The 22,348-nt window shown below is 43.9% G+C and carries 19 protein-coding genes; all 19 read left to right on the forward strand.

Annotation, left to right across the window (positions count from 1 at the left end; translation table 11 throughout):
- Nucleotides 1–1,101, forward strand: a 1,101-nt coding sequence (locus OGY09_RS10440; RefSeq protein WP_286590375.1) for a phosphohexomutase domain-containing protein, incomplete at its 5' end; no start/stop codon positions are given.
- Nucleotides 1,102–1,155: 54 nt separating this feature from the next.
- Entirely contained in the window at nt 1,156–2,550 is a 1,395-nt protein-coding gene (gene wcaJ / locus OGY09_RS10445) for an undecaprenyl-phosphate glucose phosphotransferase (RefSeq protein WP_057067823.1), read from the forward strand.
- A 1-nt stretch (nt 2,551) separates the two neighbouring features.
- Nucleotides 2,552–4,030, forward strand: a complete 1,479-nt coding sequence (wzxC, locus tag OGY09_RS10450; RefSeq protein WP_057067821.1) for a colanic acid undecaprenyl disphosphate flippase WzxC — start codon at nt 2,552–2,554, stop codon at nt 4,028–4,030.
- Between the two features lie 23 nt (nt 4,031–4,053).
- Nucleotides 4,054–5,334, forward strand: a complete 1,281-nt coding sequence (gene wcaK, locus OGY09_RS10455) for a colanic acid biosynthesis pyruvyl transferase WcaK (RefSeq protein WP_057067819.1) — start codon at nt 4,054–4,056, stop codon at nt 5,332–5,334.
- Nucleotides 5,331–6,551 carry a colanic acid biosynthesis glycosyltransferase WcaL gene (wcaL, locus tag OGY09_RS10460; protein ID WP_150388494.1) on the forward strand — a complete coding sequence of 407 codons (1,221 nt, stop codon included), beginning with the start codon at nt 5,331–5,333 and terminating at the stop codon, nt 6,549–6,551. Before wcaK ends, wcaL begins: the two co-directional genes overlap by 4 nt.
- An 11-nt stretch (nt 6,552–6,562) precedes the next feature.
- Entirely contained in the window at nt 6,563–7,957 is a 1,395-nt protein-coding gene (gene wcaM, locus OGY09_RS10465; protein WP_150388495.1) for a colanic acid biosynthesis protein WcaM, read from the forward strand.
- A gap of 148 nt (nt 7,958–8,105) precedes the next feature.
- The gene (locus OGY09_RS10470; RefSeq protein WP_150388496.1) at nt 8,106–9,101 is read left to right on the forward strand and encodes an SDR family oxidoreductase; all 996 of its coding nucleotides are present in this window, start codon (nt 8,106–8,108) and stop codon (nt 9,099–9,101) included.
- A 237-nt stretch (nt 9,102–9,338) separates the two neighbouring features.
- The gene (galF, locus tag OGY09_RS10475; RefSeq protein ID WP_150388497.1) at nt 9,339–10,232 is read left to right on the forward strand and encodes a UTP--glucose-1-phosphate uridylyltransferase GalF; all 894 of its coding nucleotides are present in this window, start codon (nt 9,339–9,341) and stop codon (nt 10,230–10,232) included.
- Between the two features lie 329 nt (nt 10,233–10,561).
- Nucleotides 10,562–11,311 carry a glycosyltransferase family 2 protein gene (locus tag OGY09_RS10480; protein ID WP_150388498.1) on the forward strand — a complete coding sequence of 250 codons (750 nt, stop codon included), beginning with the start codon at nt 10,562–10,564 and terminating at the stop codon, nt 11,309–11,311.
- Nucleotides 11,312–11,347: 36 nt separating this feature from the next.
- A complete protein-coding gene (locus OGY09_RS10485; protein ID WP_275399099.1) occupies nt 11,348–12,505 on the forward strand; it encodes an oligosaccharide repeat unit polymerase in 1,158 nt (385 codons plus the stop codon).
- Nucleotides 12,505–13,239, forward strand: a complete 735-nt coding sequence (locus tag OGY09_RS10490; protein WP_150388499.1) for a glycosyltransferase — start codon at nt 12,505–12,507, stop codon at nt 13,237–13,239. The genes OGY09_RS10485 and OGY09_RS10490 overlap by 1 nt, the downstream gene beginning before the upstream one ends.
- Before the next feature lie 7 nt (nt 13,240–13,246).
- Nucleotides 13,247–14,638 carry a lipopolysaccharide biosynthesis protein gene (locus OGY09_RS10495; protein ID WP_150388500.1) on the forward strand — a complete coding sequence of 464 codons (1,392 nt, stop codon included), beginning with the start codon at nt 13,247–13,249 and terminating at the stop codon, nt 14,636–14,638.
- 7 nt (nt 14,639–14,645) lie between these two features.
- Nucleotides 14,646–15,743 (forward strand): DegT/DnrJ/EryC1/StrS family aminotransferase, encoded by a 1,098-nt coding sequence (locus OGY09_RS10500; protein ID WP_150388501.1) that lies wholly within the window; start codon nt 14,646–14,648, stop codon nt 15,741–15,743.
- 24 nt (nt 15,744–15,767) lie between these two features.
- On the forward strand, nt 15,768–16,982 hold the full coding sequence (locus OGY09_RS10505; RefSeq protein WP_150388502.1) for a glycosyltransferase family 4 protein: 1,215 nt from the start codon (nt 15,768–15,770) through the stop codon (nt 16,980–16,982).
- Between the two features lie 21 nt (nt 16,983–17,003).
- Nucleotides 17,004–18,122, forward strand: coding sequence for a GDP-mannose 4,6-dehydratase (gene gmd, locus OGY09_RS10510; protein ID WP_150388503.1), 1,119 nt, complete (start codon nt 17,004–17,006; stop codon nt 18,120–18,122).
- A gap of 2 nt (nt 18,123–18,124) precedes the next feature.
- Nucleotides 18,125–19,090, forward strand: a complete 966-nt coding sequence (fcl, locus tag OGY09_RS10515) for a GDP-L-fucose synthase (protein WP_150388504.1) — start codon at nt 18,125–18,127, stop codon at nt 19,088–19,090.
- A 2-nt stretch (nt 19,091–19,092) separates the two neighbouring features.
- On the forward strand, nt 19,093–19,593 hold the full coding sequence (locus OGY09_RS10520; RefSeq protein ID WP_150388505.1) for a GDP-mannose mannosyl hydrolase: 501 nt from the start codon (nt 19,093–19,095) through the stop codon (nt 19,591–19,593).
- Nucleotides 19,586–21,034, forward strand: a complete 1,449-nt coding sequence (locus OGY09_RS10525) for a mannose-1-phosphate guanylyltransferase/mannose-6-phosphate isomerase (protein ID WP_150388506.1) — start codon at nt 19,586–19,588, stop codon at nt 21,032–21,034. The genes OGY09_RS10520 and OGY09_RS10525 overlap by 8 nt, the downstream gene beginning before the upstream one ends.
- 3 nt (nt 21,035–21,037) lie before the next feature.
- Nucleotides 21,038–22,348: colanic acid biosynthesis phosphomannomutase CpsG (cpsG, locus tag OGY09_RS10530; protein WP_286590377.1), on the forward strand; the 1,311-nt coding region annotated here is incomplete at its 3' end.

Below are 22,348 nucleotides of genomic sequence, written 5' to 3' on the forward strand. Positions count from 1 at the left end.
GGCGGTATTGAAGTGACCGCCAGCCATAATCCGATGGATTACAACGGCATGAAGCTGGTGCGGGAAGGGGCACGGCCTATCAGCGGTGATACCGGTCTGCGCGACGTGCAGCGCCTGGCGGAAGCCAATGATTTCCCGACGGTTGATGAGACAAAACGTGGCCGCTACCAGCGCATTACTGCCCGTGATGCCTACATTGACCACCTGCTGGGTTACATCAATCCCGCCAAACTGAAACCGATGAAGCTGGTGCTCAATTCCGGCAACGGCGCGGCAGGTCCGGTGGTTGACGCCATTGAAGCCCGTTTTAAGGCGCTGGGTGTGCCGGTCGAGTTCATCAAAATTCACAACACGCCGGATGGCAACTTCCCCAACGGTATTCCCAATCCTCTGCTGCCGGAATGCCGGGCCGACACGCGCCATGCAGTGATTGAACACGGCGCGGATATGGGGATTGCATTCGACGGTGATTTTGACCGCTGCTTCCTGTTCGATGAAAAAGGTCAGTTCATTGAGGGCTACTACATTGTCGGCCTGCTGGCGGAAGCGTTTCTGGAGAAGAATCCGGGTGCAAAAATTATCCACGACCCACGCCTGTCCTGGAACACCGTGGATGTGGTGACGGCGGCAGGCGGTAAACCGGTGATGTCAAAAACCGGGCACGCGTTTATCAAAGAGCGGATGCGCCACGAAGATGCCATTTATGGTGGCGAAATGAGCGCGCACCACTATTTCCGCGATTTTGCCTATTGCGACAGCGGAATGATCCCGTGGCTGCTGGTGGCGGAGCTGCTGTGTCTGAAAGGGCAGTCGCTGGGCCAACTGGTCCGCGACCGGATGGTGGCCTACCCGGCGAGTGGTGAAATAAACAGTACGCTGGCAGAGCCGACGGCAGCGATTGCGCGCGTGGAGCAGCATTTTTCCCGTGAGGCGTTGTCGGTGGACAGAACGGACGGTATCAGCATGTCGTTTGTCGACTGGCGCTTCAATTTACGCTCTTCCAATACCGAACCGGTGGTGCGCCTGAACGTGGAATCGCGCGGAGATATTCCGTTGATGGAAGCGCGAACGCGCACTCTTCTGGCGTTACTGAATCAGTAATGCTGGTGCTTCCTTTGCCCGAAGCTGGGCAAAGGGTGACTAACAGGAACCACGATGACACATCTAAAAAAGCGCGAACGCGCCAAAACCAATGCGTCGTTAATTTCGATGGTGCAACGCTTTTCAGATATCACCATCATGTTTGGCGGGTTGTGGGTAATCTGCGAATTAAGCGGTTTGCCTTTCCTGTACATGCACCTGCTGGTGGCGTTGATCACGCTGGTCGTTTTTCAGATGCTCGGTGGCATAACGGATTTTTATCGCTCCTGGCGCGGTGTCAAAATTTCCACTGAGCTGGTGCTGTTGCTGCAAAACTGGACGCTGAGCCTGATTTTTTGCGCAGGTCTGATCGCCTTTAATAACGATTTTGATAACCGTCTCGCCGTCTGGCTGGCGTGGTATCTGCTATCCAGCGTTGGCCTGGTGTTGTGCCGTTCGTTTATTCGCTACGGCGCGGGATGGCTGCGTAATCGCGGGTATAACACGCGCCGGGTGGCGGTGGCAGGGGACCTGCCCGCCGGACAAATGCTATTGGACAGCTTTCGCCATGAACCGTGGCTGGGGTTTGAAGTGGCGGGGGTCTATCACGATCCTATCCCTGGAAAAAACTCCCGTGACTGGGCCGGTAATCTGCAACAGCTGGTGGACGACGCCAAAGCCTCACGTATTCATAACGTTTATATCGCCATGTCGATGAGCGATGGCGCCAGCGTCAAAAAACTGGTTCGCGCGCTGGCCGACACTACCTGCTCAGTGATCCTTATTCCTGATGTCTTTACATTCAACATTCTGCATTCACGGATTGAAGAGATGAACGGCGTTCCGGTGGTGCCGCTGTATGACACGCCGCTCTCGGGGATCAATCGCCTGTTGAAACGCGCGGAAGATATCGTGCTGGCTTCGCTGATCCTGCTGCTTATTTCTCCGGTGCTGTGTGGCATAGCGCTACTGGTAAAACTGACCTCCAAAGGACCGGTGATTTTCCGCCAGACCCGTTATGGCATGGACGGAAAACCGATCAAAGTCTGGAAATTTCGCTCGATGAAAGTGATGGAAAACGACGCGGTTGTGACGCAGGCGACGCAAAACGATCCGCGCGTTACCCCTGTGGGGAATTTCCTGCGCCGAACGTCGCTCGATGAACTGCCGCAGTTTATTAACGTGCTGACCGGGGGCATGTCTATTGTCGGGCCACGCCCGCATGCGGTAGCGCATAACGAACAGTACCGCCAGCTTATCGAGGGGTACATGTTACGCCATAAGGTGAAACCGGGTATTACCGGCTGGGCGCAAATCAACGGCTGGCGCGGTGAAACCGATACGCTGGAAAAAATGGAAAAACGTGTGGAGTTTGACCTCGAATACATTCGCGAGTGGAGCGTGTGGTTCGATATCAAAATTGTTTTTCTGACGGTATTCAAAGGCTTTGTCAACAAAGCGGCGTATTAACATGAGCTTACGAGAAAAAACGCTGAACGGCGCAAAGTGGTCGGCGATTGCCACGGTGATCATCATTGGTCTGGGTCTTATCCAGATGACCGTACTGGCACGGATTATTGATAACCACCAGTTCGGGTTGTTAACCGTGGCGCTGGTGATCATCGCGCTGGCCGATACGTTGTCTGACTTTGGTATTGCCAACTCAATTATTCAGCGCAAAGAGATTGGCTATCTTGAACTGACCACGCTGTACTGGCTCAACGTGGGGCTGGGTATCGTGGTATGCGTAGCGATGTTTTTGCTGAGCGAGACGATTGCCAGCGTACTTAATAACCCAGAACTGGCACCGCTCATCAAAACGTTATCGCTGGCGTTTGTGGTGATACCGCACGGGCAGCAGTTTCGTGCGCTGATGCAAAAAGAGCTGGCCTTCAACAAAATTGGCATGATTGAAACCAGTTCGGTACTGGCCGGTTTTACCTTTACCGTAGTCAGCGCCCATTTCTGGCCGCTCGCACTGACGGCCATTCTCGGGTACCTGGTAAACAGTACGCTACGTACGCTGCTGTTCGGCTATTTTGGTCGCCGGATTTACCGTCCGGGGCTGCATTTTTCGCTGGCATCCGTTTCGTCGAATCTGCGTTTTGGTGCGTGGTTGACGGCAGACAGCATCATCAATTACATCAATACCAACCTTTCCACGCTGGTTTTAGCCCGCACGTTGGGAGCTGGCGTGGCGGGCGGATTCAATCTCGCCTGGAATGTGGCGGTTGTCCCCCCGATCAAACTGAACCCGATTATCACCCGCGTGCTGTTTCCGGCGTTTGCCAAAATCCAGGACGACAGTGAAAAGCTGCGAGTGAATTTTTACAAGCTGCTGTCGGTGGTTGGGATTTTCAACTTCCCGGCGCTGCTGGGACTGATGGTGGTGTCGAATAACGTGGTGCCGCTGGTATTCGGTGAGAAGTGGAACGGCATTATCCCCATCCTGCAACTGCTGTGCATTGTTGGGCTGCTGCGCTCGGTGGGGAATCCAATCGGTTCACTGCTGATGGCGAAAGCGCGGGTCGATATCAGCTTTAAATTCAATGTGTTCAAAACCTTTCTGTTTATTCCCGCCATTTTCATCGGTGGACATCTGGCCGGGGCAATTGGCGTGACGCTGGGCTTTTTGCTGGTCCAGGTGATTAACACAGTCCTCAGCTATTTCGTGATGATTAAACCTGTTCTTGGCCCCAGCTACCGCCAGTACATGCTCAGTCTTTGGCTGCCGTTGTATCTCTCCTTGCCAACCCTTGTGGTGAGCTATGCGCTGGGCGTAATGCTGCATGGGCAACTGTCGTTGGGCGTGTTGTTGGGGAGCCAGATAGCGGCAGGGGCACTGGCGTTTGCGCTAATGATGGTGCTGTCGCGTCATCCGCTGGTGGTGGAAATAAAACGCCAGCTCTGTCGCAGTGAAAAAATGAAAACCTTGCTCCGTGCAGGATAAGAACAACGCTTTAAGAGGTCATAATGAAACTATTAATTTTGGGCAACCATACCTGCGGGAACCGAGGGGATAGCGCGATCCTGCGCGGTTTGCTGGATGCCATTAACGCGTTGCGTCCTGAGACTGAAGTGGATGTTATGAGCCGCTACCCGGTGAGCTCTTCGTGGTTGCTGAACCGCCCGGTTATGGGCGATCCGCTGTATTCGCAGATGAAGCAACACAACAACGCAGCGGGTGTTATGGGGCGCGTGAAGAAGGTGCTGCGTCGTCGCTATCAGCACCAGGTACTGCTCTCGCGTGTTACCGACTCCGGTAATCTGCGCAATATAGCTATCGCACAGGGCTTTACCGATTTTGTTCGTTTGTTGTCGCGCTATGACGCCATCATCCAGGTCGGTGGATCGTTCTTTGTCGATCTGTATGGTGTGCCGCAGTTTGAACATGCGTTGTGTTCGTTTATGGCGAAAAAACCGTTGTACATGATTGGTCACAGCGTGGGGCCATTCCAGGATGAGCAGTTTAATCAACTGGCGAACTACGTGTTTGGCCACTGTAATGCATTGATTTTACGTGAATCCGTCAGTCTGGATCTGATGAAACGCAGCGCAATTACCACGGATAAAGTCGAAACAGGCGTGGATACGGCCTGGCTTGTCGACAATCATCATGAGGATTTTGAGCCAGGTTATGCGGTACAGCACTGGTTAGACATGGCGGCTAAACAGAAGACCGTTGCCATTACATTGCGCGAGCTGGCTCCTTTTGATAAGCGTCTGGGGACAACGCAGCAGGCCTATGAGCAAGCCTTTGCCGGCGTGGTGAACCGCATCCTTGATGAAGGTTACCAGGTGATAGCGCTGTCAACCTGCACTGGTATTGATAGTTACAACAAAGATGATCGCATGGTGGCGTTAAACCTGCGCCAGTATGTTAACGATTCGTCCCGATATCACGTGGTGATGGATGAACTTAACGATCTGGAGATGGGGAAGATTCTGGGGGCATGCGATCTGACGGTGGGTACTCGGTTGCACTCGGCCATCATCTCGATGAATTTTATGACGCCGGCCATCGCCATTAACTACGAGCATAAATCGGCAGGGATCATGCAACAGTTGGGGTTGCCGGAGATGGCTGTCGATATTCGTCATCTGCTCGATGGCAGTCTGGAAGGAAAGGTCGCCGATACCCTCGGACAGTTACCTGATCTGAACATACGACTTGGGGACGCTGTGACACGCGAACGCGAACGCGGGGTACGCATGGTGCAGTCGGTTTTAACGCGTATTGAGGGGGAAAAATGAAGATTGGTTTTTTCCTGCTTAAATTTCCGCTCTCTTCTGAGACCTTTGTACTCAATCAGATAACCGCATTTATTGATATGGGCTACGACGTGGAGATTGTCGCTTTGCAGAAGGGCGATCTTGAAAATACGCATGCCTCATTTAATACCTACCGTCTGGGGGAAAAAACGCGCTGGTTGCTGAATGAACCGGAAAGCAAACTGGCGAAGCTGAAATATAGGGCGGCGGCGGCTCTGCACGGTCTCACCCGCGCAGCGACCTGGAAAGCGCTTAATGTTGCACACTATGGCGACGAGGCACGCAATCTGATTTTGGCGGCCATTTGCGGTGGGAATCCGCGGGCGTTTGAAGCGGATGTCTTTATTGCTCATTTTGGGCCAGCAGGCGTAACGGCCGCTAAGCTGCGTGAGCTTGGGATGATCCGCGGAAAAATCGCCACGGTATTTCACGGCGTCGATGTTTCGCATCGGGATGTGCTTACCCGCTATACCCCTGAGTATCAGCAGCTGTTTCAACGTGGAGATTTGATGTTACCCATCAGCAATCTCTGGGCCGGACGTTTAAAAAACATGGGATGCCCGCCGCAAAAAATCGCGGTTTCGCGTATGGGTATCGACATGACGCGTTTTACCCCTCGCCAACTGAAAGCACCAGCTGCACCGCTGGAAATTATCTCTGTCGCCCGGTTAACCGAGAAAAAAGGACTGCACGTCGCCATCGAAGCTTGTCGTCAGTTAAAAGAGCAGGGCGTCTCATTTCGTTATCGCATCCTGGGTATCGGCCCTTGGGAGCGACGTTTACGCACACTGATCGAGCAATATCAACTCGATGACGTGATTGAGATGCCCGGCTTTAAGCCCAGCCATCAGGTAAAGGAGATGCTTGAACAGGCGGATATATTTTTACTGCCGTCGATTACCGGAAGAGACGGCGATATGGAGGGGATCCCGGTGGCGCTGATGGAGGCGATGGCGGTAGGTATCCCGGTAATTTCTACCGTTCACAGCGGGATCCCTGAGCTGGTCGAGTCGGGCAAGTCTGGCTGGCTGGCACCGGAAAACGATGCGCAGGCACTGGCAGAGAGATTAGCGGCATTTAGCCTACTCGACAGTGAGCAGGTACAACCGATTGTGCAGTGCGCGCGCGAAAAAATTGAAACTGAATTTAATCAGTTAGCGATCAATAAACAGTTAGCCAGTCTGCTGCAAACGATGTAAATCGAGGTTGTATGTCAGAGAACAAACTCTCACGCCGTACTTTTCTGACGGCAGGCTCTGCGCTTGTCGTACTGCATTCTCCCGTTGTCCGGGCGCTTGAATCATCGGACAGTGTTAACATTCAGGATTACAACCCAAAGGATTGGGTCGCTTCTTTCCGGCAGGCGTTCAAAGAAGGACAAACGGTAGTCGTACCAAATGGACTTGAATGTAAGGATCTCAATACCGCTATCCTTATTCCTCCTGGCAAAACGCTACACCTGCAAGGCAGAATCAGCGGCAATGGCCGTGGTCGCTTTGTTCTGCAGGATGGATGTAAGGTAGTGGGTGAGCAGAGGGGGAGCCTGAGGAATGTTACCCTCGATGTGCGCGGTTCAGACTGTGTGATAAAAGGGATTGCCATGAGTGGTTTTGGCCCAGTGACGCAAATGTATATCGGCGGCAAAACACCAAGGCTGATGCGCAATCTGGTTATCGATGATATTACCGTCACGCGCGCCAACTATGGGATCCTGCGTCAGGGCTTTCATAACCGGATGGATGGCGTAAAGATTACAAACTGCCGTTTTAGCGATCTACAGGGAGATGCCATTGAGTGGAATGTGGCGATCAACGACAGCAACATCCTCATTTCTGACCATGTCATTGAACGTATCAACTGTACCAATGGCAACGTGAATTGGGGCATCGGCATCGGACTGGCGGGCAGTACCTATGACAATACCTATCCCGATGAGCTGGCGGTAAAAAACTTTGTGGTGGCGAATATCACCGGCACCGACTGTCGACAGTTAGTCCATGTAGAGAACGGTAAACATTTTATCATTCGTAATATCACCGCACGAAATATTACCCCAGATTTTAGTAAGAAAGCAGGTATTGATAATGCGACGGTCGCTATTTATGGCTGTGATAATTTCGTGATTGATAATATCAATATGGAAAATAGCGCAGGTATGCTCATTGGCTACGGTGTTATTAAAGGACGATATTTATCCATCCCGCAGAACTTTAAGTTAAATAATATCCATCTGGATAACACGAAACTTGAATATAAATTACGCGGCATTCAGATCTCATCAGGTAATGCAACGTCGTTCGTGGCCATCACCAACGTGGAGATGAAGCGAGCAACACTTGAGTTGCACAACCAACCGCAGCACCTTTTTTTACGTAACATCAGGGTGATGCAGCAATCCGCAGCAGGACCCGCGCTCAAGATGCACTTCGATCTGCGCAAGGACGTACGCGGTAAGTTTATGGCTAAGCAGGACACCTTGCTATCACTGGCGAATATCCATGCGGTAAACGAAAGCGGGCAAAGTTCAGTTGACATTGACCGGGTAAACCATCAGGTGGTGAATGTCGAAGCGGTGAATTTTCGGCTACCGGGGCAGGGGAGGTAACCCCACTATAATCTTACTGGATATCATTGGCTAAAAGATTATAATCACTCAATTACTGTTAAAGCTGGGGCTGGGCAGCATTGACTACTCAGGGAAGACGCTCATCTTTATCATACGTTTCTTGTGTTACGAACAGACAAAGTGATTTATGAACGATAAAGTTTTGCTCATCGGTGCCTCCGGATTCGTGGGGACCAGACTCCTGGAGACGGCTGTTGCGGATTTTGATATCAAGAATCTGGATAAACAGCAGAGTCATTTCTATCCGCAAATCACGCAAATCGGTGATGTTCGCGACCAACAAGTTCTGGATCAGGCGCTGTCAGGCTATGACACAGTAGTGTTGTTAGCGGCTGAACACCGTGATGATGTCAGTCCTACTTCACTCTACTATGATGTGAATGTTCAGGGGACGCGCAATGTATTGGCCGCTATGGAGAAAAATGATGTTAAGAACATCATTTTCACCAGTTCTGTTGCGGTCTATGGCCTGAACAAAACCAACCCTGATGAAAATCATCCTCACGATCCCTTCAACCACTACGGTAAAAGCAAGTGGCAAGCGGAAGAGGTTCTTCGTGAATGGCATGCTAAAGCGCCTGATGATCGTTCGCTGACTATCATTCGTCCAACTGTTATCTTTGGCGAACGCAACCGCGGTAACGTTTATAATCTGCTGAAACAGATTGCTGGCGGTAAGTTTATGATGGTTGGGGCGGGTACGAATTATAAATCAATGGCTTATGTGGGTAATATTGTTGAGTTTATCAAATATAAACTGAAGAATTTGACTGCTGGTTATGAGGTTTATAATTACGTAGATAAACCTGATCTGAATATGAATCAACTGGTTACCGAAGTTGAACAGAGCTTAAGTAAAAAAATCCCCTCAGCACACTTACCTTACGCTTTAGGCATGTTAGGTGGCTATTGCTTTGATATTTTGGGTAAAGTGACCGGCAAAAAATATGCTGTCAGCTCTGTGCGCGTGAAGAAGTTCTGTGCCACCACACAGTTTGATGCAACGAAAGTCCACTCATCCGGTTTTGTCGCACCTTACACATTGTCTCAGGGGCTGGATCGCACTTTAAAATACGAATTTTTGCACGATAAGAAAGATGACATTACGTTTGTCTCTGAGTGATTGCTGTTTGTTGAGTGTCTGGGGCTTAGTTAACTTCGATTTTTCGGAAATGCTATAAAACTGACGAGATGAGTTCGTTTCCGAGGAATCCGAGTTCACCTTGGTGCTGGTGAAGTGTAGAGTTTGCATTCGGTTTACCTTAACTAGGTTATTTCGTGTTAAGGATGGAGCCAGCAATACTGGCTAACGTACGGCTAAAGTCTATACTTTATCAGCCGTTTGGAGGTAGGAGAGAGAATGACTAATTTGAAAGCAGTTATCCCGGTAGCGGGTCTGGGGATGCACATGTTGCCTGCTACGAAGGCAATCCCAAAAGAGATGCTGCCGATCGTAGACAAGCCGATGATTCAATACATTGTCGACGAAATTGTAGCTGCAGGTATCAAAGAAATCGTTCTGGTGACTCATGCGTCTAAGAATGCGGTTGAGAACCACTTCGACACCTCTTACGAACTCGAGTCACTCCTTGAGCAGCGTGTTAAGCGCCAGCTCTTAGCCGAAGTGCAGTCTATCTGTCCTCCGGGCGTGACTATTATGAACGTTCGTCAGGCTCAGCTGCTGGGGCTGGGTCATTCAATTCTTTGTGCTCGCCCTATCATTGGTGATAACCCGTTTGTCGTGGTATTACCTGACGTCGTTTTGGATACTGCAAGTGCAGATCCGCTGCGTTACAACCTCGCTGCCATGGTGGCTCGTTTCAATGAAACCGGGCGCAGCCAGGTACTGGCCAAGCGTATGGAAGGCGATCTTTCTGAGTATTCTGTGATTCAGACCAAAGAGCCTTTAGACAACGAAGGCAAAGTCAGCCGCATCGTTGAGTTCATCGAAAAACCAGACCAACCGCAGACTCTTGATTCCGATCTGATGGCCGTAGGCCGCTATGTGCTGTCCGCTGATATTTGGGCAGAATTAGAGCATACCCAACCAGGTGCCTGGGGACGTATTCAGTTGACGGATGCCATTGCAGAGCTGGCTAAAAAACAGTCTGTTGATGCCATGCTGATGACGGGCGACAGCTACGACTGTGGTAAAAAAATGGGTTATATGCAGGCTTTCGTTAAGTACGGACTGCGTAACCTGAAAGAAGGGCCTAAGTTTCGCAAGAGTATTGAGAAATTACTTGCTATGTGATGCCACAATTATCTAAGGGACTGATAAACTTCTAAAATATTATGTCTATAAGTTGCTTATAATGATTTTTTTGATGTTTCAATTTGTAATTGAAAGTAATGATCAGGGTTGAGATGTTGTAAAATAACATCGTAAATATCAACTCGATTGTGCGACATGATTTGAATTAGGTATCTGAATACTAAGTTCCATGTCAAAATATTTAATAAATTTATCAGTGCACTGGTAGCTGTGGAGCCAGGGGCGGTAGCGTGGGTTTAGAAGAAATTTTTTATTCTAAGCTTACTCAAAAACAAGAGTTGTAAACACATAATATGAAACCAATAAAGTTGGAAACTGAATCAGTTTCAATCATTATGCCAGTATATAATGGGGCATCTACAATTGTACAGTCAATAGAATCCATATTAAATCAGACCTATAAAGACATAAGGTTATATATTATTGATGATTGCAGTACTGATGAAACATCAATATTACTACAGAGTTTATATATTAGTAATGATAGGGTTGAGTTAATAAGAAATATCAAAAACAAAGGCGTTGCGGAAAGTAGAAATATAGGAATCGAACGGTCTAGAGGTAAATATATAGCTTTCTGTGATGCTGATGACTTATGGGGTGAAACGAAATTAGAAAAACAGCTAGATATACTCGAATCAGAAAAAGTTGATGTAATTTGTACAAATTATTATCTTATAGATTTGGAGGATAATATAATAGGCTCTGTATGTTCTCCTGAAATTATTACTTATAAGACAATGCTAGGGAAAAATCATATTGGAAATTTAACGGGTATTTATAATGTAAAAAAAATAGGAAAAGTTTATCAAAAGAAAATTGGTCATGAAGATTATTTAATGTGGTTAGAAATTCTAAGAAAAACTGAACAAGCTATATGTATTCAAGAGAATCTTGCAAAATATAGGGTGTCAAAAAAATCATTATCAGCAAATAAATTAATAGCAGCGCAATGGACGTGGAACATTTACAGGAAACAACTAAAAATCCCAATAATACCAGCATTATATTTCTTTTCCCAATATGCTGTCCAAGGTTTATTAAAAAAAATAATATAATTTATAGTGTTGTCTATTCAGAATGTGGAGGGGGATTTGAAAAAATCTGTAGGGATAATTAGTTTTTTTTTGTTTTCTTTTTATGTTCTCCAGTTATATGGGCTCTTAATTGATGTTCGAATTAAAAATGTTAATATACAAATCATAGCCGGAGGATTAGTTTTATTTCAAATATTATGTGTCCTCTTATATGCTTTATTTATTCGAAAAAAATTATCATATCAGAGTGGTTTGTTTTTTAATTCAAAAAAAATAATCATTATATTCCTATTGATATTTGTAACGATTGAGTTCGCAGCTGTAATTTTATTCCTTAAGGAAGGTGTTCCTATTTTTGATGCAGATCCGGGAGGGGCGAAACTGAGGATTGCAGATGGGAATGGGATCTATATTAGATATATAAAATATTTTGGAAATATTGTTTGTTTTAGTTTATGTCTTCTCCTAAAAGATCGAAAAATACTGCACTATTCTGTTGTTATAATATATTTTTCAACTATAAGTTTGTTCGGTTATCGTTCTGAATTAATCATGTTAATGATTCAGTATTATATTCTAATGTCTATTATTAATAATAATAAGGTCAAGCACAGCATGCTAAGAAAGGTGGTGATCTTATTTTCTGTTAGTTGTATTGTTATTGGTTTATTTTACTTTAGTTTAGGTCAGGAAGGGCAAGAAAATAATTACGTAAGCAATGTAAATAGGATTTTTAATAGACTTACAATTGAACAGGTAGAAAGTGTCCCATATATTATCAATGAGTCAATGAAATATGATCTATTTCCTACGTCTGAAATAGGAAAGGAGATAAACGCCATTGCTAATAGATTTCAAGGAATTAAAGATAATAGTCTTTTTTATGGCGAGCGTTTACACAAAGATATTTTTGGTGACATGGGAGAAAACTTCTTATCTGTTACAACATTTGGGGCTGAGCTTTTGGCCTTTTTTGGCCCTTTCTGCCTTTTTTTGATCCCGCTTGGAATATACATTCCATATTTTCTCTTAATAAAAATGTCACAAACTAAAAATACAGTTTTATGTTCAGTATACTCTTATTCAGTGGTTATACTTTTACAGTATCTAATAGCTGGAAATTTTTCTGCATTTTTTTTTGGTCCCATCCTAACTATAGTTATAATGTGTATTCCTTTAGTATTACTTCATGATGTCTTGAAGAGATTAAATTAATGAAAATTTCAGTAGTAACTGTAACTTATAACAATGGTAATGGGTTAAGAAAGACTTTACAAAGTTTATCTTCTATTAAAAATAAACCATATGAAATAATTATTATAGATGCAGAGTCAAAGGATAATACTAAGTCAGTTGTAGATGAATATTTTTCTAAAATGAATATTATCTATATAAACGAAAAAGATAATGGTATTTACGATGCAATGAATAAAGGGCACAAAATTGCGAACGGTGATTACATCCATTATCTTAATGCAGGTGATTGTGTTTCAGGCGATGTTTACGCAAACGTAACAGGAACATGTTTAATTAAAGTTGGATTGTTCAATGAGAGAGATTCCTTTTTGGGGTTCTCTAACTTAACGCACTCAAATACAGGTTATTGCCATCAAGGTGTTATTTTTCCAAAAGAACACTTAGATTATGATCTGAAGTATAAACTTTGTGCTGATTATGATTTATTGCAAAAGACTTTTCCGGAGGGGTTAGCCTCCCTTCCATTAATAACTGATGGATACATTAAATATGATATGAGTGGAGTGTCTGCAAATAAAACATTACTACGTGATAAAGAATTGTTTGCTATTATGTGGAAAAACAATAAACGGATTATTCCAAAGTTTGTGATTTATGTTTTATTTAAAACCATGATTCCTAAAGGTTGTCGACGTTTTTTGAGAAAATTGAAATATTCTATTTCAGTTTTTTCACTCAATGGAAATAAATGAAATACAAATGAATAATCTTTTGAGAAAAATCTATTCAGTTTTAAAGTACTGTACATTAAAAAAATTCGATACTTCCACAGATTATGGACGGCAGCAGGAAAGGTATAGAATAATATCTCTTTCAATTATTGCGAATCTAATCAGTAAGTTTTTATCATTGTTGACCTTAGTGCTTACCGTTAGTTTAACCTTACCATATTTGGGGTCGGCAAGATTTGGTGTGTGGATGACGATAGCAAGTTTGAGCGCAGCGCTAACATTCTTAGATCTTGGAATTGGCAATGCGCTTACAAACCGTATCGCACATGCTTGCGCTAATGGTGAGAGACCTGAAGTAATTAAAAAAACTAGTGGCGGTATAGCTCTCTTGCTGTTGGTATCAATTTGTATTACATGCGTTCTCTACATTATATGTAGTGTAATCGATTGGCGTATATTTATTAAAGGAATTGATGATAATATTTTAGGCGAAGTCCAACGAGCTATTAAATTGTTTGTGGTCATTTTTGGTATCAGTATATTATCAAATGGGATCCAGAAAATTTATATGGGAATGCAGAAAGCGTATATTACATATTTTTTAAACTCATTACTCTCATTAATATCGATTTTTTGTTTAATATATTATTCATCATTACATGCTACTATACCTGTGCTTATATTGATTTCATCAGGTATTCCATTATTCACGGGTATGTTTTTGATGATCCTTCTGATTAAGGATGGGTTTGTATCTTTAAACGAAATTTTCCTCAATATGAGAAATGAAGCCCCTCATTTAATATCAACCGGCTTTTTCTTCTTTATTTTGCAAATTGGTACTTTAGCTACTTGGAGTGGAGATAACTTTATAATATCTTCAACTTTAGGTGTTGCATTTGTCGCAATATTAAGTTTGACTCAACGGTTATTCCAAATATCTACAGTGCCGTTGACAATATACAATACCCCCCTCTGGGTTGCATATGCGGATGCTCATGCGAGAAAAGATACTCATTTTATAAAAAAAACACTATTAGCTTCGTTTAAGATTGTAGGTTTTTCATCATTAATTATGGCTACATTCTTGATTTTATTTGGACGTGATATAATTTCAGTTTGGACGGGGGATAAGATAGATATTCCTCAATCATTTATAATAGCGTACGCTATCTGGTCTATTGTCGATGCCGTTTCGAATACTCTTGCAAGTTTTTTAAATGGACTGGGAATAGTGAAACAACAAGTGTTTGCTGTTGTCTCGCTAGTAATCATCTCTATACCCGCTAAGTATTTTATCGTTAGTCATTTTGGATTGACTGCAATGCTATCTTGTTTCATAGCTATTTACATTGTTAACTATATTGTTTGGTATACAATTTCTTTTAAAAAATGTATTTACTCGCAACTAAGTATTTGAGGTATAAATGAAATATATTCCAGTGTATGAACCATCTCTGACAGGCAAAGAAAAAGAGTATGTTAACGACTGTTTAGATTCAACATGGATATCTTCTAAAGGAAGTTATATTCAGCGTTTTGAAACAGAGTTTTCAAAACATATCTCCGCACAATATGCAACTACAGTGAGTAATGGCACCGTAGCAATACATTTGGCATTGATAGCATTGGGTATTTCTGAGGGGGATGAGGTCATCGTTCCAACATTAACTTACATTGCTTCTGTTAATGCGATAAATTATACAGGCGCAATTCCAGTTTTTGTGGACTCAGACGCAGAAACATGGCAGGTATCAATTGAAGATATCCGAAATAAAATAACAAACAAAACTAAAGCTATCATGTGTGTTCATTTATATGGGCAGCCTTGTGACATGGATGCAATTCTTGAAATTGCAAACGAGTTCAATCTATTTGTAATAGAAGATTGTGCAGAAGCATTTGGTTCAAAATACAAGGATAAATACGTCGGCACTTTTGGTGATATTTCGACATTTAGTTTTTTTGGAAATAAAACTATCACAACTGGTGAAGGTGGCATGGTTGTGACTAATGATAAAACTTTATATGAAAGATGTGTTCATTATAAGGGTCAAGGATTAGCTGCCCATCGTCAATACTGGCATGATGTGATTGGTTATAATTATCGAATGACTAATATTTGTGCGGCAATAGGGCTGGCTCAATTAGAGCAGGCAGAAGGTTTTATTAATCGTAAAAGAAATATCGCTGAAATATATAAAAAGGAACTGTTTAATTCCCCTGTTAAAGTTCATCAGGAAAGTGACAATACTTTTCATACGTATTGGATGGTGTCGATTTTGACAAGAACAGCTGAAGAGCGTGAAGAGTTGAGGAATTATTTATCCGAAAATTCTATTGAGACTCGCCCATTATTTTACCCTGTACATACTATGCCAATGTACTCAGAGAAATATCAAAAGCATCCTGTTGCGGAGGATCTTGGATGGAGAGGCATGAATTTACCAAGTTATCCAGGTATGACAGATGAGCAGGTAATTTATATCTGTAACAAAATTAAATGTTTTTATAATGAGAAGTAAATGTCAAATTCCTAAGGTCATTTTATGAAAATTACGATTAACACTGATGGCTTTAATGAATGGGGAGGCGGGGTCGATTTTATAAAATATCTTTTACTTATATTATCTACAAAAGATGATGTTTTTACAGATATAATTGTACCAAAAGATGACTTTGCTTCATTATTCAGAAAAAACGTTTTTCCCATAAAGAATGGAATCAAGTCATTAGGAAAAGGAAAATTTCCTAGATGGGTTAAAAAAGATGGGTTTGATGAAGGGTATTACCATAATGCCTTCAGTGGATTGGTTGATAAATCAAAGCTGACTTTTATTAATAGTAATTCAAATTCATATTTTGACTATCATGCTAAATCTGATAATGATATTATCTTTCCATGCATGAGGGTTCCAACTAATTCAGTTTTTGATAGTCCATGGATTGGTTATATATATGATTTTCAGCATTGCTATTATCCTTCTTTTTTTAGTGTTCGTGAAATTAAAAAACGTGAATTATATTTTAGGGAAATGCTTTCCAGTGCGAATAATATTATAGTTAATGCTAATTCTGTAATTGCTGATGCTAAAAATTTCATTGGGGATTTTTCTGCGGATTTACATGCTTTACCATTCAGCCCTTGCCCACAACAAATATGGCTTGATGATAATTCAAATCTCGTCGATAAATATGCAATTAATAAAGATTACTTTATAGTTTGCAATCAATTTTGGAAGCATAAAAATCACGCAGTAGTGTTCAAAGCATTTAAGGAATATATTAAAGTAAACCCCGAAGCATATTTGGTTTGTACTGGAGGTATTCAGGATTATCGATTCCCGGAATACTTCGGTGAGCTTAAAGCTTTAATTCAAAAATTGGGAATTTCATCTAAAATTCAAATTTTGGGACATATACCAAAACTTGAGCAAGTGGAGCTGATTAAAAAAAGCATAGCGGTTATTCAACCAACTCTTTTTGAGGGTGGTCCAGGTGGGGGAGCTACTTATGATGCGGTAGCTCTCGGGAAAAAGGTGATTTTATCAGATATTGATGTTAACAGAGAAGTTAATTGTGGTGATGTTATTTTCTTTAATCCACAAGATGAGTATTCTTTGGCTAAAGCATTATTTAAAGCCGAGGAGGAGAAATCTGTTAAAGAAAATGGTGATTTAATGAAGTTAGGGCTTAAACGACGTGAAAAATGTGCTGACTTCATTATGAGTGTTATCAGAAAAGAAATAGAATCGCGAAATTAATAATGTTGGAGATGTTATAGTATGTCAAAAGTTGCTCTTATTACTGGTGTAACCGGCCAAGATGGTTCTTACTTGGCAGAATTTCTGCTAGAAAAAGGTTATGAAGTTCATGGTATCAAACGTCGAGCATCATCATTCAACACAGGTAGAGTTGATCATATTTACCAAGATCCACATTTGGGTAATCCAAAGTTTAATCTGCATTATGGTGACCTGACGGATACTTCCAACCTGACTCGTATCTTAAAAGAAGTTCAGCCGGATGAGGTCTATAACTTGGGAGCCATGAGTCATGTTGCTGTGTCGTTTGAGTCCCCTGAATATACTGCTGACGTAGATGCTATGGGGACATTGCGCCTATTGGAAGCTATTCGTTTCTTAGGACTAGAAAAGAAAACTCGCTTTTATCAAGCCTCCACTTCTGAACTGTACGGTTTGGTACAAGAGATCCCGCAGAAAGAAACAACACCGTTTTATCCGAGATCACCTTATGCCGTTGCCAAACTCTATGCTTACTGGATAACCGTCAACTACCGTGAATCCTACGGGATGTATGCCTGCAACGGTATTCTGTTCAACCACGAATCTCCTCGTCGTGGCGAAACGTTTGTAACTCGTAAAATTACCCGCGCAATGGCTAATATTGCTCAGGGATTGGAATCCTGCCTCTACCTTGGCAATATGGATTCCTTGCGTGACTGGGGGCATGCCAAAGATTATGTCCGGATGCAATGGATGATGCTGCAACAAGAACAGCCAGAAGACTTTGTGATTGCTACTGGTGTACAGTATTCCGTCCGTGATTTTGTTGAAATGTCTGCCGCGCAATTGGGGATTAAATTGAGCTTTGAAGGCGAGGGCGTGAATGAGAAAGGCATTGTAGCTTCAGTGACCGGACATGATGCGCCGGGTGTTAAAGTGGGGGATGTGATTGTGGAAGTAGATCCGCGTTATTTCCGTCCTGCAGAAGTTGAAACACTTCTTGGAGATCCAAGTAAAGCACATGAAAAGCTAGGGTGGAAGCCTGAAATTACTCTTCAGGAGATGGTTGCTGAGATGGTCGCTTCGGACCTTGAGGCCGCTAAGAAGTATTCTCTCCTGAAAGAAAGTGGGTTTGATGTCAATTTATCTTTGGAATAATCATGAAAAAGCAACGTATATTTGTTGCGGGCCATCGAGGGATGGTGGGGACCGCCATCGTGAGACAACTGTCTTTACGAGATAACGTTGAGTTAGTGCTACGCACACGTGACGAACTTAATTTGCTGGACTCTAGTGCGGTGCAGGCGTTCTTTGCCACTGAACGTATTGACCAGGTTTATCTGGCGGCGGCAAAAGTAGGGGGGATTGTGGCAAACAATACTTATCCTGCTGATTTTATTTATGAAAATATGATGATTGAGAGCAACATTATTCACGCAGCACATCTGCATAACGTGAATAAACTGTTGTTTCTTGGGTCATCCTGTATTTATCCCAAGCAAGCTTCCCAGCCAATCGCTGAAAGTGAACTGTTGCAGGGGACTCTTGAACCGACCAATGAGCCGTATGCGATTGCCAAAATTGCCGGTATCAAGCTGTGCGAATCGTATAACCGACAGTATGGCCGCGATTATCGCTCGGTGATGCCGACCAATCTGTACGGACCTCATGACAACTTTCATCCGAGTAATTCGCATGTGATCCCGGCGCTGCTGCGCCGCTTTCATGAGGCTCGCGAGCAAAATGCGCCAGATGTTGTGGTGTGGGGAAGCGGGACGCCAATGCGCGAATTTTTGCATGTCGACGACATGGCGGCGGCTAGTATTCATGTGATGGAACTGGACAGCGAAATCTGGCAAGAATATACCCAGCCAATGCTATCACATATCAATGTAGGAACAGGTGTTGACTGTACTATCCGTGAACTTGCTCAGACTATCGCGCAAGTGGTGGGATATAAAGGCAAAGTAGTGTTTGACTCCTCAAAACCTGACGGAACACCACGCAAACTGCTCGATGTTACAAGGTTACATTCTCTTGGTTGGTGTCACAGTGTGTCATTGGAGTGCGGCCTGGAAAGCACATATCAGTGGTTTCTCGAGAATCAGCATTGGTGCCGAGGATAAGCATGTTTTTACATCATGACGAATTTGCCACAGTAGTTCGTTCAACCCCGTTGGTTTCCATTGATTTGATTGTGGAGAATGCGGATGGAGAGTTTTTACTGGGGAAGCGCCTTAATCGTCCTGCACAGGGATACTGGTTTGTTCCTGGGGGGCGGGTGCAGAAAGATGAACGGATCGAGAATGCTTTTGAGCGCTTGACGTTGGTGGAGTTAGGTTTACGTTTACCGTTGTCAGTGGCTGAATTTTATGGTGTCTGGCAGCACTTTTATGATGATAACTTTTCCGGCCCAGATTTTTCTACTCATTATATTGTTCTTGCCTTTCATATTCGGGGACAGGAGAGTTGCCTATGTCTTCCAGATGAACAGCATAAGATATGGAGATGGTTTAAATCAGAAGAATTAAAGGAAGAAAAAGACGTTCATGTAAACAGCCGAGCATATTTTCATATTGAAAATAGTAAAGTTATTGGCTTGGATAACAAGGGTTTAAATCATGTCTGACGCGCCATTGATTCCTGTAATTATGGCTGGTGGTACTGGTAGTCGTTTGTGGCCATTATCGCGAGAACTTTATCCGAAACAGTTTTTACATCTAACCGAAGATAACTCATTATTACAAACTACGTTGTTGCGATTATCTTCTTTATCATGCAAAACGCCATTAGTTATAAGTAATGAACAGCATCGATTTATTGTCGCAGAACAACTACGGCAAATAAATCAACTTCATGACAATATTATTCTTGAACCATGTGGTCGAAATACTGCTCCTGCTATAGCATTAGCAGCATTTTCTGCTCTGAAACGCAATGAAAAAAAAGAACCTTTGTTACTGGTGCTGGCGGCAGATCATGTGATTAACGAGTCGAGTGCTTTCTGTGAAGCTGTTAAAAATTCAATTCCTCTTGCTGAAGATGGGCATGTTGTAACTTTTGGCATAATTCCAGAGTATGCGGAAACTGGTTATGGTTATATAGAGCGAGGATTGCCTTTAGAAAAAAATAAGTCCTCGGGCGACTCTTTATTTTATCATGTAAATAAGTTTGTGGAAAAGCCAAACAGGCGATTAGCTGAAGAATATGTTTCATCAGGAAATCATTTCTGGAATAGTGGGATGTTTTTATTTAAAGCATCTACCTATCTTTATGAATTAAAGAAATATCGCCCTGATATTTATGACGCATGCGAATCGGCAATGTCTACATCTTATCATGATTTAGATTTCATCCGGCTGTCTGAAGAGTCTTTTAAAGGTTGCCCTGCTGAATCAATCGATTTTGCAGTAATGGAAAAAACAGAATGCTGTGTTGTATATCCTCTGAATATTGGTTGGAGTGATGTTGGTTCCTGGCAATCATTATGGAATATTAGTGAAAAAACTGAATCCGGTGATGTTTGTAAAGGAGATGTTCTTACATACAATACAAAAAATAACTATATATATTCTGACTCCACATTAGTCGCTGCAATAGGTATTGAGGATGTTGTAGTTATACAAACTAAAGATGCAATCTTGGTTTCGAAAAAATCAGAAGTTCAGAATGTAAAAAAAATAGTTGACATGCTTAAACATCAGAATAGAACTGAGCATATTACGCATCGTGAAGTATTTCGTCCTTGGGGGAAATTTGATGCAATTGATCAAGGTGATAGATACAAAGTCAAAAAGATCATTGTAAAGCCAGGAGAAGGTCTTTCCTTACGCATGCACCATCATCGCTCAGAACATTGGATAGTTCTATCAGGCACAGCCAAAGTAACTTTGAATAATGAAATTAAATTGATTACAGCGAATGAATCAATATATATTCCACTTGGAGCTGTATATAGTTTGGAAAATCCAGGCGTTATTCCTCTTAATTTAATAGAAGTTAGCTCTGGAGATTATTTAGGAGAGGATGATATGGTTAGGCAGAAAGAACGTTATAGAAATGAAGATTAATCTATGAAAAAGCTAACCTGTTTCAAAGCCTACGATATTCGCGGCAGGCTGGGCGAAGAGCTGAATGAAGATATCGCGTGGCGTATCGGCCGCGCTTACGGCGAGTTCCTGAAGCCAAAAACCATTGTCCTTGGCGGCGATGTGCGCCTGACCAGTGAGACGCTGAAGCTGGCGCTGGCGAGAGGACTACAGGACGCGGGGGTGGATGTGCTGGATATTGGCATGTCGGGCACCGAAGAGATTTATTTTGCCACTTTCCACCTGGGCATTGACGGCGGTATTGAAGTGACCGCCAGCCATAATCCGATGGATTACAACGGCATGAAGCTGGTGCGGGAAGGGGCACGGCCTATCAGCGGTGATACCGGTCTGCGCGACGTGCAGCGCCTGGCGGAAGCCAATGATTTCCCGACGGTTGATGAGACAAAACGTGGCCGCTACCAGCGCATTACTGCCCGTGATGCCTACATTGACCACCTGCTGGGTTACATCAATCCCGCCAAACTGAAACCGATGAAGCTGGTGCTCAATTCCGGCAACGGCGCGGCAGGTCCGGTGGTTGACGCCATTGAAGCCCGTTTTAAGGCGCTGGGTGTGCCGGTCGAGTTCATCAAAATTCACAACACGCCGGATGGCAACTTCCCCAACGGTATTCCCAATCCTCTGCTGCCGGAATGCCGGGCCGACACGCGCCATGCAGTGATTGAACACGGCGCGGATATGGGGATTGCATTCGACGGTGATTTTGACCGCTGCTTCCTGTTCGATGAAAAAGGTCAGTTCATTGAGGGCTACTACATTGTCGGCCTGCTGGCGGAAGCGTTTCTGGAGAAGAATCCGGGTGCAAAAATTATCCACGACCCACGCCTGTCCTGGAACACCGTGGATGTGGTGACGGCGGCAGGCGGTAAACCGGTGATGTCAAAAACCGGGCACGCGTTTATCAAAGAGCGGATGCGCCACGAAGATGCCATTTATGGTGGCGAAATGAGCGCGCACCACTATTTCCGCGATTTTGCCTATTGCGACAGCGGAATGATCCCGTGGCTGCTGGTGGCGGAGCTGCTGTGTCTGAAAGGGCAGTCGCTGGGCCAACTGGTCCGCGACCGGATGGTGGCCTACCCGGCGAGTGGTGAAATAAACAGTACGCTGGCAGAGCCGACGGCAGCGATTGCGCGCGTGGAGCAGCATTTTTCCCGTGAGGCGTTGTCGGTGGACAGAACGGACGGTATCAGCATGTCGTTTGTCGACTGGCGCTTCAATTTACGCTCTTCCAATACCGAACCGGTGGTGCGCCTGAACGTGGAATCGCGC

The sequence above is a fragment of the Citrobacter sp. Cpo071 genome, assembly GCF_030332765.1.
Classification (GTDB): Bacteria; Pseudomonadota; Gammaproteobacteria; order Enterobacterales; family Enterobacteriaceae; genus Citrobacter; species Citrobacter portucalensis.

Excerpts from the sequence above, each read along its gene's own strand:
- galF (WP_150388497.1), top strand. The coding sequence starts at position 9,339 with ATGACTAATTTGAAAGCAGTTATCCCGGTAGCGGGTCTGGGGATGCAC.
- wcaJ (WP_057067823.1), top strand. The coding sequence starts at position 1,156 with ATGACACATCTAAAAAAGCGCGAACGCGCCAAAACCAATGCGTCGTTA.
- OGY09_RS10470 (WP_150388496.1), top strand. The coding sequence starts at position 8,106 with ATGAACGATAAAGTTTTGCTCATCGGTGCCTCCGGATTCGTGGGGACC.
- OGY09_RS10500 (WP_150388501.1), top strand. The coding sequence starts at position 14,646 with ATGAAATATATTCCAGTGTATGAACCATCTCTGACAGGCAAAGAAAAA.
- OGY09_RS10525 (WP_150388506.1), top strand. The coding sequence starts at position 19,586 with ATGTCTGACGCGCCATTGATTCCTGTAATTATGGCTGGTGGTACTGGT.
- wcaK (WP_057067819.1), top strand. The coding sequence starts at position 4,054 with ATGAAACTATTAATTTTGGGCAACCATACCTGCGGGAACCGAGGGGAT.
- OGY09_RS10490 (WP_150388499.1), top strand. The coding sequence starts at position 12,505 with ATGAAAATTTCAGTAGTAACTGTAACTTATAACAATGGTAATGGGTTA.
- wcaM (WP_150388495.1), top strand. The coding sequence starts at position 6,563 with ATGTCAGAGAACAAACTCTCACGCCGTACTTTTCTGACGGCAGGCTCT.
- OGY09_RS10520 (WP_150388505.1), top strand. The coding sequence starts at position 19,093 with ATGTTTTTACATCATGACGAATTTGCCACAGTAGTTCGTTCAACCCCG.
- gmd (WP_150388503.1), top strand. The coding sequence starts at position 17,004 with ATGTCAAAAGTTGCTCTTATTACTGGTGTAACCGGCCAAGATGGTTCT.
- wcaL (WP_150388494.1), top strand. The coding sequence starts at position 5,331 with ATGAAGATTGGTTTTTTCCTGCTTAAATTTCCGCTCTCTTCTGAGACC.
- OGY09_RS10505 (WP_150388502.1), top strand. The coding sequence starts at position 15,768 with ATGAAAATTACGATTAACACTGATGGCTTTAATGAATGGGGAGGCGGG.
- OGY09_RS10495 (WP_150388500.1), top strand. The coding sequence starts at position 13,247 with ATGAATAATCTTTTGAGAAAAATCTATTCAGTTTTAAAGTACTGTACA.
- wzxC (WP_057067821.1), top strand. The coding sequence starts at position 2,552 with ATGAGCTTACGAGAAAAAACGCTGAACGGCGCAAAGTGGTCGGCGATT.
- fcl (WP_150388504.1), top strand. The coding sequence starts at position 18,125 with ATGAAAAAGCAACGTATATTTGTTGCGGGCCATCGAGGGATGGTGGGG.